This window comes from Pseudomonas sp. JUb42 (assembly GCF_024807945.1).
GTDB lineage: Bacteria > Pseudomonadota > Gammaproteobacteria > Pseudomonadales > Pseudomonadaceae > Aquipseudomonas.
Genome location: NZ_JANUFD010000015.1, coordinates 55,185 through 69,437, shown reverse-complemented (window position 1 = coordinate 69,437; position 14,253 = coordinate 55,185). Strand labels below are relative to the sequence as shown.

General features: G+C 59.1%; 14 protein-coding genes. 9 read left to right on the top strand and 5 right to left on the bottom strand.

Going from position 1 to position 14,253, the window contains the following annotated elements:
- The first annotated feature begins 16 nt into the window (after positions 1 to 16).
- Positions 17 to 904 (top strand): GntR family transcriptional regulator, encoded by an 888-nt coding sequence (locus M2401_RS26020; RefSeq protein ID WP_259107670.1) that lies wholly within the window; start codon positions 17 to 19, stop codon positions 902 to 904.
- Positions 905 to 1,165: 261 nt separating this feature from the next.
- On the top strand, positions 1,166 to 2,464 hold the full coding sequence (locus M2401_RS26015; protein WP_259107668.1) for an MFS transporter: 1,299 nt from the start codon (positions 1,166 to 1,168) through the stop codon (positions 2,462 to 2,464).
- A 235-nt stretch (positions 2,465 to 2,699) separates the two neighbouring features.
- Here M2401_RS26015 and M2401_RS26010 read toward each other — a convergent pair whose 3' ends face one another.
- The gene (locus M2401_RS26010; protein ID WP_259107666.1) at positions 2,700 to 3,584 is read right to left on the bottom strand and encodes a LysR family transcriptional regulator; all 885 of its coding nucleotides are present in this window, start codon (positions 3,582 to 3,584) and stop codon (positions 2,700 to 2,702) included.
- Between the two features lie 114 nt (positions 3,585 to 3,698).
- Here M2401_RS26010 and M2401_RS26005 point away from each other — a divergent pair, with 114 nt between their 5' ends.
- The 3 genes from M2401_RS26005 (at position 3,699) to M2401_RS25995 (ending at position 6,060) form a co-directional block, all read left to right on the top strand.
- Complete coding sequence (locus M2401_RS26005; RefSeq protein WP_259107663.1) at positions 3,699 to 4,439, top strand: SDR family oxidoreductase; 741 nt, start codon at positions 3,699 to 3,701, stop codon at positions 4,437 to 4,439.
- Between the two features lie 115 nt (positions 4,440 to 4,554).
- Complete coding sequence (locus M2401_RS26000) at positions 4,555 to 5,130, top strand: hypothetical protein (protein ID WP_259107661.1); 576 nt, start codon at positions 4,555 to 4,557, stop codon at positions 5,128 to 5,130.
- Positions 5,131 to 5,160: 30 nt separating this feature from the next.
- On the top strand, positions 5,161 to 6,060 hold the full coding sequence (locus tag M2401_RS25995) for an SDR family oxidoreductase (RefSeq protein WP_259107658.1): 900 nt from the start codon (positions 5,161 to 5,163) through the stop codon (positions 6,058 to 6,060).
- A 175-nt stretch (positions 6,061 to 6,235) separates the two neighbouring features.
- Here the strand turns inward: M2401_RS25995 and M2401_RS25990 are convergent, their stop codons facing one another.
- From M2401_RS25990 to M2401_RS25980, 3 genes are read right to left on the bottom strand one after another with little or no spacing between them, the layout of a single operon-like run.
- A complete protein-coding gene (locus tag M2401_RS25990; RefSeq protein ID WP_259107656.1) occupies positions 6,236 to 7,021 on the bottom strand; it encodes a 2-keto-4-pentenoate hydratase in 786 nt (261 codons plus the stop codon).
- A gap of 14 nt (positions 7,022 to 7,035) precedes the next feature.
- On the bottom strand, positions 7,036 to 8,088 hold the full coding sequence (locus M2401_RS25985) for an isocitrate/isopropylmalate dehydrogenase family protein (protein WP_259107654.1): 1,053 nt from the start codon (positions 8,086 to 8,088) through the stop codon (positions 7,036 to 7,038).
- A 53-nt stretch (positions 8,089 to 8,141) separates the two neighbouring features.
- Positions 8,142 to 9,035 carry an NAD(P)-dependent oxidoreductase gene (locus tag M2401_RS25980; RefSeq protein ID WP_259107651.1) on the bottom strand — a complete coding sequence of 298 codons (894 nt, stop codon included), beginning with the start codon at positions 9,033 to 9,035 and terminating at the stop codon, positions 8,142 to 8,144.
- A gap of 160 nt (positions 9,036 to 9,195) precedes the next feature.
- Between M2401_RS25980 and M2401_RS25975 the strand changes: the two genes are divergently transcribed.
- The 3 genes from M2401_RS25975 to M2401_RS25965 all read left to right on the top strand — a co-directional run bounded on the left by M2401_RS25975 (position 9,196) and on the right by M2401_RS25965 (position 12,981).
- A complete protein-coding gene (locus M2401_RS25975; protein WP_259107650.1) occupies positions 9,196 to 10,098 on the top strand; it encodes a LysR family transcriptional regulator in 903 nt (300 codons plus the stop codon).
- A gap of 213 nt (positions 10,099 to 10,311) precedes the next feature.
- Positions 10,312 to 12,165, top strand: a complete 1,854-nt coding sequence (locus tag M2401_RS25970; RefSeq protein WP_259107647.1) for an ABC transporter ATP-binding protein — start codon at positions 10,312 to 10,314, stop codon at positions 12,163 to 12,165.
- Positions 12,166 to 12,276: 111 nt separating this feature from the next.
- On the top strand, positions 12,277 to 12,981 hold the full coding sequence (locus tag M2401_RS25965; RefSeq protein WP_259107644.1) for a hypothetical protein: 705 nt from the start codon (positions 12,277 to 12,279) through the stop codon (positions 12,979 to 12,981).
- Between the two features lie 68 nt (positions 12,982 to 13,049).
- Here the strand turns inward: M2401_RS25965 and M2401_RS25960 are convergent, their stop codons facing one another.
- Positions 13,050 to 13,412, bottom strand: a complete 363-nt coding sequence (locus M2401_RS25960; RefSeq protein WP_259107641.1) for a hypothetical protein — start codon at positions 13,410 to 13,412, stop codon at positions 13,050 to 13,052.
- A gap of 259 nt (positions 13,413 to 13,671) precedes the next feature.
- Here M2401_RS25960 and M2401_RS25955 point away from each other — a divergent pair, with 259 nt between their 5' ends.
- On the top strand, positions 13,672 to 14,124 hold the full coding sequence (locus M2401_RS25955; RefSeq protein WP_259107639.1) for a thiol-disulfide oxidoreductase DCC family protein: 453 nt from the start codon (positions 13,672 to 13,674) through the stop codon (positions 14,122 to 14,124).
- The last annotated feature ends 129 nt before the right edge of the window (positions 14,125 to 14,253 follow it).

Sequence of the window (14,253 nt, the reverse complement as noted above, 5' to 3'; positions counted from 1 at the left end):
TCTGGTTCCCGATCCAATGCCTCTAAGCCCACTGCAAGCACGCATTGCGCGTGACATCGTCTCCCACGTACGTCGTGAACGCTTCGCTATTGGTCATCACCTGGTCGAGTCTCAGCTGGCTACGACGCTCAATGTGTCGCGCACGCCGGTCAAGTTCGCCATGGGACATCTGGTCGAAAAAGGCATGTTGACCTACGACCGCAACAGAGGCTTCTTCCTGGCCCGCGCGAGCGATGACCTGGGTGATCTCGTCTCTGAGGTCATGGAGAACAGCGACGATCCTCTCTACCTGAAATTTGCCGAGCTGCGCCTCAGCAGACAGCTTCCAGAGCTGTTTACCGAGATCGAGTTCATGCGTCAGTTCGATGTCTCCAGAGCAGCTCTGCGAGCCGTACTCTCGCGGATCCAGCAAGAAGGCTGGGTTGAACAGCGCGCGGGTCAAGGGTGGCGCCTGTTACCGATGATCGACTCTGTTGAAGCATATGAAGAAAGCTATTCGTTCCGCGCCACCATTGAGCCCTCCGGTCTTCTGTCACCCACATTCCAGATTGATCGCGAGACCCTGGCGGCCTGTCGTCGGCAGCAGGAGTTCATTGCCAATGGCGGGTATCTGACCATGACGCCGCAGGAACTGTTCGAGGCCAACTCCCGGTTCCACGAGACGCTGGCGGCGTGCTCAGGCAACCGCTTCCTGCAGCAGACCGTACGTCGCCTCGACCAACTGCGCCGTCTCGTTGAATACCGACAGGCGAGCGCGCGTACACCCCGTAAAGGCCAGGCTGAAGAACACCTGGCGATTCTTGAATGCCTGGAGCGAGGAGACCGATTGGCAGCCGCTGATCAAATGCGCCGCCATCTGGAACAGGCCAGACGGCACAAAGTCGACCCCGCGCTCTTCGAATAACCCCTCACGACCTTCCCCTGAAGCCGCCACGCGATCTGTGCAGATCGCGTGCGCCATTTCCTGCCCGTCGATCCGGTACCGACGCTCAAGTTAGTCGTCGGCTTCAAATGCTTTCCAGAAAACACAGATTGACTTATATCATCACAAAGCTCATTTTTGATCCACAACACAAAACCGAGCTCTGGCATCTGTGTCCGCCTGAACACCCCCAACCGCCAGCGACTCGATAAAGCACACCACAATCAAAATAATGGTGAACACATGTCATACCGTAGAGGCTGGATAGCCGTCTTCCTATTCTCCTTGGCCATGATCAACTACATGGATCGCATCGCGCTTTCCATTGCCGCCAAACCCATCGCAGAAGAGTTCCACCTCACGTCGGTCGGAATGGGCTACCTGTTTTCATCGTTCATCTGGAGCTACGCGCTCTTTCTCATTCCGGTGGGGCTGCTGATCGACAAGTACGGCGTCAAACGGGTCGGTGGCCTGGGGATATTCATTTGGTCTCTGGCGACAGCGCTTACAGGCGCCGCCGCAAGCTTCGCCAGCTTACTGACCGCACGGCTAGTCATGGGCGCTGGTGAATCGGTCAGCAACCCGGTGGGTGCCAAGGTTATCCGCGAGTGGATTCCAGGCACGGAGCGCGGCACGATCACTGCCATCTTCAACAGCGGCTCATATGCGGGCCCAGCGATCTGTTCCGTGGTGCTCGCCGCACTGGTTGCTGCGTTCGGCTGGCGTATGTCGTTCGTGATCGCTGGCGCCATCGGGTTTGTTTGGCTGATGGCATGGTATTTCTTCTACGACAAGCCTGAGCAGGTGAAGTGGCTGGCGAAAGAAGAACGCGAACACATTGTTGCCACGCGTACCATCAACTCGACTGGCAGCACTGATACGACGGCCCATGGCCTTAAAAAACTGCTGAAGACGCCAACGCTCTGGGGCTTGGCCATCGCTCAAGGTTGCAACGTCTACACCCAGTATTTGTTCCTGACCTGGCTGCCAAGTTACCTGCAGGAAGTACGACACCTGACCATTGCCAAGAGCGGCCTGTTCACTGCCATTCCTTACGCCGCCGCCGTGGTGCTGTGCATCGTGATCGGCAAGCTGAGTGACCAGTACCTGAAGAACGGCAGCGGTGCTGCCTCGGGTAAACGTCGCAACGTCATCGCGCTGACCATGCTGGTTGCAAGCTGCATTCTGCTGATTCCCTTCGCTGAGGATATCGCAGTGCTGGTGCTGATTTTCTCTCTGACTCTGGCAGGTATCGCGTCGACCACATCGCTCAACTTCTCGCTGCTCAACGACCTGCTTCCAAGCTCGGGGGACGTGGGCCGCGCCATGGCCTTTGTGGTGGTGGGCGGGAACATCTTCGGCATGCTGGCGCCGATTGTGACGGGGTACGTCATCACTGCCACAGGAAGCTATAACTGGGCGTTTGCCATTGCAGGTGGACTGCTCGTCACTGGCGCTGTGGTGATCCTGAGCATGACCAGGAGGCCGATGATTGCGCTGGAGCCGTTGGCCGGAGAATCCAGGGTGCCGCACATCGCGTAAATATCGCCCGACCTTGTTCAATTAAAGGGGAGCTAGCGGTCGGCAGTGCCGACCGGCGCCAATGATAGGCGGATCTGGCTGAAGATCGGTGGCGAGTGCAACTCTGCCGCGGGACCGTTCGCTTTTGGCCGGCGGCTGTCTAGCGCGAATGGCAGATTCGGGTCGATTACAGTCCACGATGACAGATACAACTCGACCCAAAACACCCGTAATCACCACTGCCGACAGCTGTCATTCATGCTTTAAAGCGCAGCGCCAGCCACTGGGTAAATACCCGGACCCGAGCCGAGAGCTGGCGATTTTGCGGGTATAAAACGGAGACCGGCATAGGCGGCGGCGGGGCTTGCATCAGAACGATAATCAGCCGCCCTTCGGCCAGTTCCTGAGCGATGCGGTATTTGGGCACCTGGACCAGCCCCAGCCCTGACACCGCCGCGCCGGTATACAGATCTGCCCCCGTGACCGATATCCGGGCCTTCAGGTGATACTCGACAACCTCATCACCCACACAGAAGTCGAGACTCGCCGGGCGCCCCGTCGCACTCGACACATAGTCCACAGCGAAATGACTCTGCAGGTCAGCCAGCGTTGCGGGAACGCCGTGGCGCTGCAAATATTCAGGGCTGGCGACGGTCACCTGTTCCATCCGTGCGACCTGCCTGCCGATCAGGCTGGAGTCTTGCAGCGTACCTGCGCGCAGCACGCAGTCCACCCCTTCGCGAACCAGATCGATAAGACGGTCGTCCTCGCTGACCTGCAATGTGATGTCCGGGTACTGAGTCAGAAAATCCCCCAGAGCAGGCATTACAAAATGCCTGGCCAACGTGCCTTGCAGATTGGCCCGCAATAGCCCTTTTGGGTTGGCGTTGCGAAACGAATTCTCAGTTTCCTCCAGGTCCGCCAACAGCCGTACGCATCGGTGGTAATAGGCCTCCCCTTCGTGCGTCAGCCGGACTTGCCGAGTGGTGCGCTCCAACAGGCGAGCGCTGATGCGACTCTCCAGCCGCTTGATCAGATTGGTGACCGTCGCACGAGGGATCTGCAGATCCTCGGCAGCCAGGGAAAAGCTGCGTCGATCCGCGACACGGACAAAAACCTGCATCTCCTGAAAACGGTCCATTGATCACCGATTGTTAAAGAAAGTGGAATTGTATTAGCAATATTAGCCTGATTATTAATACAAAAAAATAGATCAGGATGGCTTCACTTAATCACGCAACGAGAGAACTTAACGATGACTTCCACTACTTCCCCAGTTGCACTGATCACTGGCGCATCACGCGGCATCGGCGCGGCAATCGCTCGGCGTCTGGCGCATGACGGTTTTGCTGTCGCGATCAACTACGCGTCCAACACAGCTGAAGCAGATGCCCTGGTAGCCGAACTGACGCAAGCGGGTGCATCGGCCATCGCGGTCAAGGCCGACGTATCCAGTGCCGAAGACGTCCGTAGCCTGTTCAGCACCGTCGAGCAGAAGCTCGGCAAGATCGATGTACTGGTCAACAACGCCGGAATTCTCAAGACCGCGCCCCTGGCCCAGACCAGTGACGAACTGTTCGCACAGAACTTTGCGATTAATACCCAGGGCGTGTTCAACACCCTGCGCGAAGCCGCCACCCGCCTGAACGACGGCGGCCGCATCATCAACCTGTCGAGCACCACGCTGGCGCTGAACCTGCCCGGCTATGCCATCTATAACGGCACCAAGGCCGCTGTCGAGGCGTTCACCCGCGTGTTTGCCAAGGAATTGCGAGGTCGCGGCATTACCGTGAATGCGGTGGCACCGGGTCCGGTCGCGACCGATCTTTTCCTCACCGGCAAGACCGAGGAGCAAATCCAGACCTTCACCAAAATGCCGCCACTGGAGCGCCTGGGCCAACCCGAGGACATTGCCGGGGTCGTGGCATTCCTCGCCAGCAGCTCGGGGGGCTGGGTCAACGGCCAGGTCCTGCGCGCGAACGGCGGCATCGCCTGACAGCTCTGGGAGCCGCAATACATAAGCCATTCACGGCTTGGTTGCGCGGCAACTTCATGTTCAAGGCTTCTGGATATCCAGAGGCCTTGAGGCCATACCCACTCGAGACCCTGTCATGTCCAACCGCCTCCTGCTCAGCGTCTTTGTCGCCATGACCCTGTTCATCGCAGCCACCGCCTGTTCAAGGATCCTGCAACCGATATCCGCTCCAGACGGGCCAGCACCACAAGGCACCCAGACCATGAAACCCTCGATTACCTATGCGTATCTGCTGCGCCAGACACCGTTCTTCACCGGCCTGGACAGCACGCAATTGCACTGGGTTATCCAGCACTCACGTGAGTGGGAAGTCCAAGCTGGTCAGGTCATTGTCAGCAGCCAACACCCAGGCGATAGCAGCGGATATTGGGTGCTGCTCGATGGCGGCTGGGACCTGGAATATCGAGGCCGCACTCACGCCAGCGGTCACGCGGATCCCGGCAAGTGGTTTAACCAGGATCAGCTCGGCGAACAGGCGTTCAAGCTGGTGGCCAATGACCATGGTTATGTCATGCATATCACGACCCAAGACATGGACGACATGTTGGCCAAGGGCTTCGACTTCCAGCGCCACCTTGACGCGGGCAAGACGCTCTATCGCGAACTCGCGTCCGCATCAGCAACGCCCCCAATCAATCAGCCCGCCCTTTGAACCCCGGCTTTAGCCCTCAGGAGAATTCCCATGCCTCACATCATTTTGGTTACCGGCGCCTCATCCGGCTTTGGCCTCATGACGGCCAAGGCACTGGCCGCCGCCGGCCACACGGTCTATGCCTCCATGCGCGAGACCGAGGGGCGTAACGCACCGCGGGTCGCCGAAGTCGCGCAATGGTCCACGGACCAGAGCGCGGACCTGCGCACCGTCGAGCTCGACGTGCAGTCCGAGCGGTCCGTAGCGACAGCCATTGAGTACATACTTGCCGATGCAGGCGGCCTGGACGTCATTGTGCACAATGCCGGGCACATGGTCTTTGGGCCCGCCGAAGCTTTCAGCCCTGAACAATTCATTCAGCAGTACGACGTCAATGTACTGGGTGCGCAGCGGGTCAACCGGGCTGCACTGCCGTTCCTGCGCAAGCAGGCCAGGGGCCTGTTGGTCTGGGTCGGGTCGTCCTCGACTCGCGGCGGCACCCCGCCCTTCCTCGCGCCGTACTTCGCGGCAAAAGCGGCCATGGACGCGTTGGCGGTTTCGTATTCGGCGGAACTGGCGCGTTGGGGGATCGAAACCACCATCATGGTGCCGGGTGCCTTTACCAAGGGGACGAACCACTTCGCGCATTCAGGCAAGCCCGCTAATGCCGACGTCGCCGCCGAATATGAAAGCGGCCCTTATGCCGGTGTTGCCGATCAGGCGCTCAAAGGGCTTGCCAGCCTGGAACCTGCCGACGCCGACCCCGAAGAAGTTGCCCGTCAAATCGTCCGCGTGGTGGGGCTGCCATTCGGCAAGCGTCCGTTTCGCGTGCATGTGGACCCCTCCGAAGACGGCGCCGAAGTGGTCAACGCCGTGGCAGACCGGGTGCGTCGCGAGATGTTTCATTCGATAGGCCTGACAGACCTGCTCTCCCCTCGTATTGCGACGTAGGGGACGAGTATGTGTGAGCCCCGCCTCGACTGAGGCAGCTTGTATTGTTTATCGACCTCTTCAAACACTCGTTGGCTCGATGCGGGTCACAGCGCGTGAACCCGCCGGCAATTGTTGTCCGGCAGATACCGCGCTTTAGTTCAGACCCGTCGTGCATTCACACCAGGCGCGAATTTCAAATGGAGAAGGTCAAGGTCTTGCCGAAATAAGTGACGGACAAGACATGACCTGTACCCTGGATATCGAACGGCGCGCACATCGCTCCCGTGGAAACAATGTCGCCAGCGCGAAGTGTCACGCCACGCTCGGCGGCGTGACTGTAAAGGGCAGCGAGTGAAGCCAGGGGATCGGTCGCCGCGTCACCCGACAACCCCTTGGCCTTGGGGCTGCCATTGAGGGACACAACCGCCGTGCGCGCCAACTCATGCAGCGCCTCCAGGTCAAGACCTTCGCAAATCGACTGGCCGACCACGAGGGCTTCGAAGCCGACATTGTCTGCCGCGAAGCTCGGCCAGCCCACGACTTTTCGGTCAACAAAACGCGAACGCACCAGCTCAAAGGTTACGCAGGTGCTGCGTATGTCTAGCGGATCGAGCGTTCTCCCTGCCAACGGTGGCAGGTCGCGGTCGAGCACGAACGCGATCTCGCACTCGATGGTCACCGGCGAATCAGCAGGCAGGTTCAGGTGAATCCCGCTGCCGTGGAGACGCGATCGCTGCAACTGACCAATCAGCGGCCGCGACAGATTGCCGTTGCGCATGGCAGCAGGGCTGCCGACCCCCAGCTTCCAGCCCGCGCGCGCGCCTCCTGCCAAGGTGAAAAGCGCGTCCTGGGCGTCATAGCCCTGCTCCAGCGTTTCGGGTTTCGCCGTGATGGGAAGCGCAGTCATCAGCTCACCACTGGCCCAGGCTCCGGCAAGGATCGACGCCGTGGCGGCAGGATCAAATAGGCTGTCAGTCATGTTCATCTCCGGTATCAGGCTCGTAGCCGTGCACAAACGGCATTGGCGAATTCGAGGGTGGATGCCGCGCCTTTGAGGTCGCGTGTTCGAACGCCGTCGATATTGAGTGTCTGATCGATCGCGCTGCGCAGCCGCTCAGCCTTTTCGATCAGGCCGACATGGGCCAGCATCATCGCTGCGGCGAGCATCATCGCTGCGGCGAGCATCAGGGAAATCGGGTTGGCGATGCCCTTGCCCGCGATATCCGGTGCAGAACCATGTACGGCCTCGAATATCGCTGTGTCGGTACCGAAGTTCGAACCTGGCGCCATACCTAGCCCTCCTACCAGCCCCGCCAGTTGGTCAGAGAGGATGTCGCCAAACAGATTGGAGCAAAGCAGCATGTCGAAGCGCCATGGGTTGAGGACCAGTTGCATGGCGCAGGCATCGACGATCATGTCATCCAGCTCGACCCGTCCTTCGTACTCTTTTGCCACATCGCGAGCCGCTTCCAGAAATAACCCTGTCAGCGCCTTGAGGATGTTGGCTTTATGGACGACGGTGATTTTCTTGCGACCGTTCTTGAGCGCGTACTCGAAGGCAAAGCGGGCGATTCTTTCGCTGCCTTCACGGGTATTCATGCCACTGGCAACAGCCACCGCGCGTGGATCGTTGCCGACCTGGATGTAGTATTCGTTGGCGACGTAAAAGCCGGCGAGATTTTCCCGGATGAGTACCAGGTCGATGTCTTCATAACGCCCCGGCACAAGCGTCTTGGCGGGGCGCACATTGCCGAATAATTCGAAGGTCTCGCGCAGCCGCACATTGGATGAACGAAAGCCCTCGCCAACCGGCGTTGTCAAAGGCCCCTTCAGCGCCAGCTTGCGCTGGCGAATGCTGGCAATGGTAATGGCAGGCAGCGGATCACCCAGCGCCTCCACGCCCGCCATCCCGGCCGGTTGGATATCCCAGTCGAACGGGCTGCCCAAGGCGTCCAGCGCCAGCACTGTTGCCTCGACGACTTCAGGCCCGATGCCGTCCCCAGGGATCAGCGTCGCCGGTATTTTTTGCGCAAATGATGAGGTCACAATGAATGCTCTGATGACTGAATCGGATTATCAAAAAGCAGCTGCGCAACCAATTACGGCGCAGGATGAGCGCGGAAGCTGACGCCCAGCAGGTGCTCATAGACCTTGATCATTGCGCCCTTGTCGCTGTCGCCATGGCCTTGCAATAACGCCGTTTGGTAGGTTGCGGTGGCGGCCGCCAGCATCGGCAGGGGAATACACAGCCCGGTACTCAGTTGCGCACCGCTGACGAGGTCCTTGTAGGCGTGTTTCATGGGATAGCCGTTGCCGAACCGGTCGGCGAGGATATGCGGCAGGAAAAACTCCGAGGCGTAACTGCGCCCTGTCCCGCTGTTGACAATCGCAGCAACCTTTTCGGCATCAAGACCGAGCTTTACCGCCATCGGCAGAATCTCGGCGAGCGCAGCGCAATTGATATCAAACAGCAGTTGATTGATCAGCTTGGCCAGTTGCCCGGTGCCGTTGGTGCCCATATGCAAGAGCGTTGAAGCCATGGATCGCAGGTAAGGCGCAATGTCATCGAATACCTGTTCACTGCCGCCGCACATGGCCGTAAGTGTGCCCTCGACCGCGCGCGCCTCCATCCCGGAAACCGGCGCGTCCATAAAGCGGATATCCCTGGCGGCCAGGCGCCCGGTCAGCTCGATTGTCTGCGTGTAACCAATGGTGCTGGTGTCGACGACGGTGCTGCCGGGCCGCATCCATTGGGCGATACCCTCGACCCCGAATAAAAAGACCTCGACGACCTCTTCGTTCGGCAATGACAGGAAGACGATATCGCTGCTCGCCAACGCCCGACGATCATCAGTAGGTACAGCGCCCAGCGCCTCAAGCTCTGGATAACCCCGACCACTGGGTGTGCTCACCAACAGGCCCGGGCAAACGCGCAGCAAATTGGTCGCCATGGGCCGGCCCATCTGCCCCAGACCAACGAATGCAATCTTCATATGAGCTGTGTCCTGACCGTTCATGTGCGCTCAAACGCCGGTGATATTTGATGTTGTGCCGCCATACTAGAAACGCTTGTCAGATATGTGAAATATATTGTTATGATCATTTTCATCACAATTTGTGATGAGTTGTTAGTGATCACCAGGGCGATTGCCGATGAATCTGAAAGCGTTGAAATGCTGCGTCGAAATTGCACGCCAAGGCAGTTTCACCAAGGCCGCACAGACCCTGCACATCGCTCAGCCTGCTCTGAGCATGGCGGTTACCCGGCTTGAAGAAGAGTTGGGGGTCGTACTGTTCAACCGTGCTGCCAGGCAAATCACGGTAACGGCTGAAGGGCAGTGCTTTCTCAGGCGAGTTGAAACAGCACTGCTGGAACTGGACATGGCCCGGCAGGAACTGCGTGACATGTCGCAACTGATCAGCGGCGAAATAAAGCTCGGTGTACCGCCGATGTTCGGCATCAAATATATTCCGCTGTTGCTGGGCGGCTTTCGTCAGGAATACCCAGGCATCACCATGACCGTGATTGAAGGGAGCGCCGATGAGATCGGCCGGTTGCTGGAGAATCGCGAAATCGACGTCGCCCTGCTGGAGGCTCGACGGGTCGGCAGTGCCTGGGATTCAGTCCTGTTGGGCACCGATGAAATGGTGCTGTGCATGACACCGGATCACGCGTTGGCCGGCGAGCCTTTTCTGGAACCACACCACTTGCAGGACGCAGAAATGGTCGTGTTCGATCAATCGTTTTTGCAGCGTTTTTTATTGGACTCGTTTTGCGAAGCCGCAGGGGTCAGCTATCGCATTGCGCTGCAAAGCAACTTTGTCTCGCTGGTCTCCAAGGCAACTTACGACGGCATGGGTATTTCTACGCTGCTGCGCTCTGTGCAGCAAAGCGAGTCAGGCATTGTCGGGATACCGTTCAAACCCGCACAGGTGATGAGTTTTAGATTGTGCTGGAGAGCCAACGAATATCTGTCTTTAGCGAACAGAAGATTCGTTGATTTCGCGCAATCGGCCGGTTTTTTCGGTAACCCAACGGCGCAGGTGATGCGGTAGGCACTGCCAGGCCAGCGAGCAGCGCACATGCTCGCTTCGGGTCGAAAGCGTCCCAGGCTCTCCTGGACCGTTTCGCAAAGGTGACGCCTTGCGCGATTTGAGTAAAAGGAGGCTCAAGAACAGGGGTGACAGCAGCAGCTTGACTACCTGAAAAACCCTTCAAGCAATCTATAAATGTCAGAATCTCCTCACTGGATCGTTTTGGAGATCACTATGCTTGGCAAGTTTGAACAATGGCTCGACCCCTTCCCGCCTGACGAAGTACCGCCGCCGCCCGACGGTCTGGCGCGATTTCTCTGGGCCTGCACGCGGGGCGCCCGTGGTTACGTGCTTGCCCTCGCGCTACTCGCTGGCGGCGTGTCGATCTACGAAGCCTGGCTGTTTTCTTTTCTTGGGCAGGTCGTGGACCTGCTATCGACCTGGCAGGCCGGCGGTGATGGCGCTGCGCAGGAAAGTCGCGTGCTGTGGGGCATCGGCATCGTATTGCTGACCAGCATCGGGCTGGTCGCGTTGCGTACGATGGTGCAGCACCAGGTACTGGCGATTAACCTGCCGCTGCGGCTGCGCTGGGACTTCCATCGGCTCATGCTGCGCCAGAGCCTTTCGTTCTTCTCCGATGAGTTCTCCGGCCGGGTCACCACCAAGGTGATGCAGACGGCGCTGTCCGTGCGCGAAGTGCTGTTTACCATTATCGAGATCGCCCTCGGGATCGGGGTGTACTTCATCGCGATCATTGCACTGGCCGGCGGCTTCGACTTGAAGCTGATGCTGCCTTTCCTTGCCTGGGTAGCACTGTTTGGCCTGGCCATGGCGTATTTCGTGCCGCGACTGGGCAAAGTCGGGCAGGAACAGGCCAATGCGCGGTCATCGATGACCGGGCGTATCTCGGATGCCTACACCAATATCACCACGGTGAAGCTGTTCTCCCACTCCAAGCGTGAAGCGCACTTTGCCCGCGCTGCCATGGAGGATTTCAAGCACACCGGCTTTCGCCAGATGCGCCTGGTCAGCCAGTTCGAGATCGTCAACCAGGCACTGGTGGTGGCCTTGATCATGGGTGCGGGCGGTTATGCCCTGTGGCTGTGGCATCAGGGCGAAGTCGGCACGGGTGCGGTGGCGGCGATTACCGCCATGGCGTTGCGCATCAATGGCATGTCGCACTGGATCATGTGGCAGATGACCTCGCTGTTCGAGAACATCGGCACGGTCCAGGATGGCATGGAGACGCTGACACGCGGCCCCAAGGTGCAGGATGCGCCGGATGCTGGCGTGCTGCTTACCAACGGTGGCGCGGTGACCTTCGACAATGTGAGCTTCAATTACAATGGCGAACGCCAGGTGCTCGACAGCCTGAGCCTGAGCATCCGCCCAGGCGAAAAAATCGGTTTGGTGGGCCGCTCCGGCGCCGGTAAATCCACGCTCATCAACCTGCTGCTGCGCTTCTATGACGTGGACAAGGGCGAAATCCGCATCGACGGGCAAAACATCGCGCACGTCACCCAGGACAGCCTGCGCAGTGTCATCGGCATGGTCACTCAGGATACTTCCCTGCTGCACCGCTCCATTCGCGACAACATCGCCTATGGCCGCCCGGATGCAACCGACGAACAAATTCATCAAGCAGCGGCCGATGCCCAGGCCGATCGGTTCATCAGCCAACTGAGCGACAAGCAAGGCCACACCGGCTATGACACGCTGGTAGGTGAGCGTGGTATCAAGCTGTCGGGCGGCCAGCGCCAGCGTATCGCCATTGCCCGGGTAATGCTCAAGAACGCGCCGATCCTGCTGCTTGACGAGGCCACCAGCGCGCTGGACTCAGAGGTCGAAGTGGCCATTCAGGAGAGCCTTGATGAAATGATGCAAGGCAAGACAGTGATTGCCATCGCCCATCGCCTGTCCACGATTGCGGCCATGGACCGGCTTATCGTCATGGATGACGGACGCATTATCGAACAAGGCACCCACAGCGAATTGCTCGCCAGGAACGGCATCTATGCGCGCCTGTGGCATCACCAGAGCGGCGGGTTTCTCGGTGAAGATCAAGGCGTGGCTGAGGCCATGGAATAGCTTCGCTTATTCGACCAACCAGCTGATCCAGGACGTGTGTGGCGGTAAGGCAACACTACACCGCCAGGCCGCCTGCACGCCCGCTGATCGCCGTACCCAAGGAGCAAGGTAATGTCGACACCGCAACAGTTCATCGCCCGGATCTATCCCTCGTTCACCAAGAACGCCCGCAAGACCAGCGCGTCCGAAAAGCTTTCACTTGCCCAAGCCGCATCGCCCACAGGATTTCTGAGCTCGAGCGCCTCTGGATGGCTGCTGGCCGCAGCTTTGCTACTGATGACGTCAACAGCTTCAGCCGCGCCAGGCAATGCGCACGCCCTGCAGACCCTGCTACAGGTATCGTCACCCGCTTCTGTGGTGGCCTGCGCCGACGACACGCATGGCAATACCGCCTGCACCATCGATGGCACGGCGATCGATGCCGGTGACGACTGCACATCGAACATGTCATTCGGCGCCGTTGGCGCGGACAACGGTGTCACGCTCGAAGACAGCTTCAAGCCGTCTGCGGGCAAACCCGTCGCACACGTCGGCGTGAACCAGTTGCTCTGCCTGCTAGGTATGCAACGCAAGGAAGGGGTCCTGGTGCGCGCACTGGTCATGGCTGTGCCGACCCGCACCGTGAAGCTCTGCAAAGGTAACGAACTGTGCGAGGGCGCCGACGCGAAAATCGAATGGAAACGCCCGGTTAGCGGCACCCCATGCACGCTTGAACAGGATGGGCACTACGCGGGCGACTGTGCCACCGGATGGGTCAATGGCGAGGATATTGAGGAATACTCGATGGGCCTCAAGCCCGAGGACAATGGCGACTGAAGCGCCGGCCTCGTGATGAATGCCCGCCGTAGCCATGCGATGGAGCCTCAGGCTCTATCGCCGCCGCATCATTCCCCGTCAGGCGGCGCCCCATAAGGCACACCCTTCTTGATCCGGTCTGCCTTTACCCACCCGGTATAGTCCTCACCATCCTTGGCGACGAAGTTCACTTCCAGCCATGACTGGTCTTCAAGAATGGAGTAAATGGTGACGGCATCACCTGGAACGACGAAGATCTTCTTGTTGGCACAGGCGTCATCCGGCGCTAAATGGAAATGCACACGCCCAGTGCCAATCACCTCGCCTTGCAAGGCCGGATGAAACTCAGGCACCGTGCCCGAGATCTTTTCCGCCAAGGCAGAACAGTTAACAGCGGCCTGGCTCACACCGCTGAACAGGCACAGGCACAACAGGCTTGAACGCAGATACATGGAGGGATTCCGTATCGATGGGGGGAAGGTCAGACGGATATACCGACGTTTGTGTAGCCGATGCAAGCGCTGGGGATCTCGTCTTGCGCAACTCCGTCAGTTGCCAACAATGCGACAACCATTCTCTGATTTCATTCGCCCGCTACGTCGACGAGGAAACAGCTGAGGTGCAATGAGCCATCGCCGCCGGCCGTCACTGGCAACTCGACGCCTCCGCGCCCTACAATGCCTCACATAGCCGCCCACAGAGAACCCTGCAATGCCCGCCTCTCTGATCCGCCCTACCCCCGCGCCGCTGCTGGCAACCGGTGAAACCGTGGTGCTGTTCGACGGGGTCTGCAAACTGTGCAACGGCTGGGCGAAATGTCTGATCCGGCATGACCGTCATCATCGCATCCGCCTGGCCAGCGTGCAGTCACCCGAAGGGCAAGCCTTGCTGGCCTGGGCAGGGTTACCGGTGGATGCTTTCGATACCATGGCGGTCATTCGCGACCGGCATTACTGGGTGCGATCAGAGGCGTTCTTCGAAGTGGTAGCGCTGTTACCGGCAGCGTGGCCAATGCTGCGACTGCTGCGTGTTTTTCCGCGGTGGTTTCGAGACTGGGCATACGACCGCATCGCACTCAACCGTTATCGCCTGTTTGGCAAATACGATGTTTGCCTGTTGCCGACTCCGGATCATCAGCGACGCTTCCTCAAGGGCGGGGTTTGAGTTGAGCGCTACAGGTTCATTGCCCGCAGTGCTGTCGCTCAACTTGGAAGTCGGGGTTTGCCTTCAAATTTACGGCTCGTTCAGGATGCCGAGAGATGGCCGTTTCATCTTAAATGGATCAGGTACAAA

Excerpts from the sequence above, each read along its gene's own strand:
- M2401_RS26010 (WP_259107666.1), bottom strand. The coding sequence starts at position 3,584 with ATGGACCGTTTTCAGGAGATGCAGGTTTTTGTCCGTGTCGCGGATCGA.
- M2401_RS26005 (WP_259107663.1), top strand. The coding sequence starts at position 3,699 with ATGACTTCCACTACTTCCCCAGTTGCACTGATCACTGGCGCATCACGC.
- M2401_RS25970 (WP_259107647.1), top strand. The coding sequence starts at position 10,312 with ATGCTTGGCAAGTTTGAACAATGGCTCGACCCCTTCCCGCCTGACGAA.
- M2401_RS25980 (WP_259107651.1), bottom strand. The coding sequence starts at position 9,035 with ATGAAGATTGCATTCGTTGGTCTGGGGCAGATGGGCCGGCCCATGGCG.
- M2401_RS25975 (WP_259107650.1), top strand. The coding sequence starts at position 9,196 with ATGAATCTGAAAGCGTTGAAATGCTGCGTCGAAATTGCACGCCAAGGC.
- M2401_RS26000 (WP_259107661.1), top strand. The coding sequence starts at position 4,555 with ATGTCCAACCGCCTCCTGCTCAGCGTCTTTGTCGCCATGACCCTGTTC.
- M2401_RS26020 (WP_259107670.1), top strand. The coding sequence starts at position 17 with ATGCCTCTAAGCCCACTGCAAGCACGCATTGCGCGTGACATCGTCTCC.
- M2401_RS25995 (WP_259107658.1), top strand. The coding sequence starts at position 5,161 with ATGCCTCACATCATTTTGGTTACCGGCGCCTCATCCGGCTTTGGCCTC.
- M2401_RS26015 (WP_259107668.1), top strand. The coding sequence starts at position 1,166 with ATGTCATACCGTAGAGGCTGGATAGCCGTCTTCCTATTCTCCTTGGCC.
- M2401_RS25965 (WP_259107644.1), top strand. The coding sequence starts at position 12,277 with ATGTCGACACCGCAACAGTTCATCGCCCGGATCTATCCCTCGTTCACC.
- M2401_RS25960 (WP_259107641.1), bottom strand. The coding sequence starts at position 13,412 with ATGTATCTGCGTTCAAGCCTGTTGTGCCTGTGCCTGTTCAGCGGTGTG.
- M2401_RS25990 (WP_259107656.1), bottom strand. The coding sequence starts at position 7,021 with ATGACTGACAGCCTATTTGATCCTGCCGCCACGGCGTCGATCCTTGCC.
- M2401_RS25955 (WP_259107639.1), top strand. The coding sequence starts at position 13,672 with ATGCCCGCCTCTCTGATCCGCCCTACCCCCGCGCCGCTGCTGGCAACC.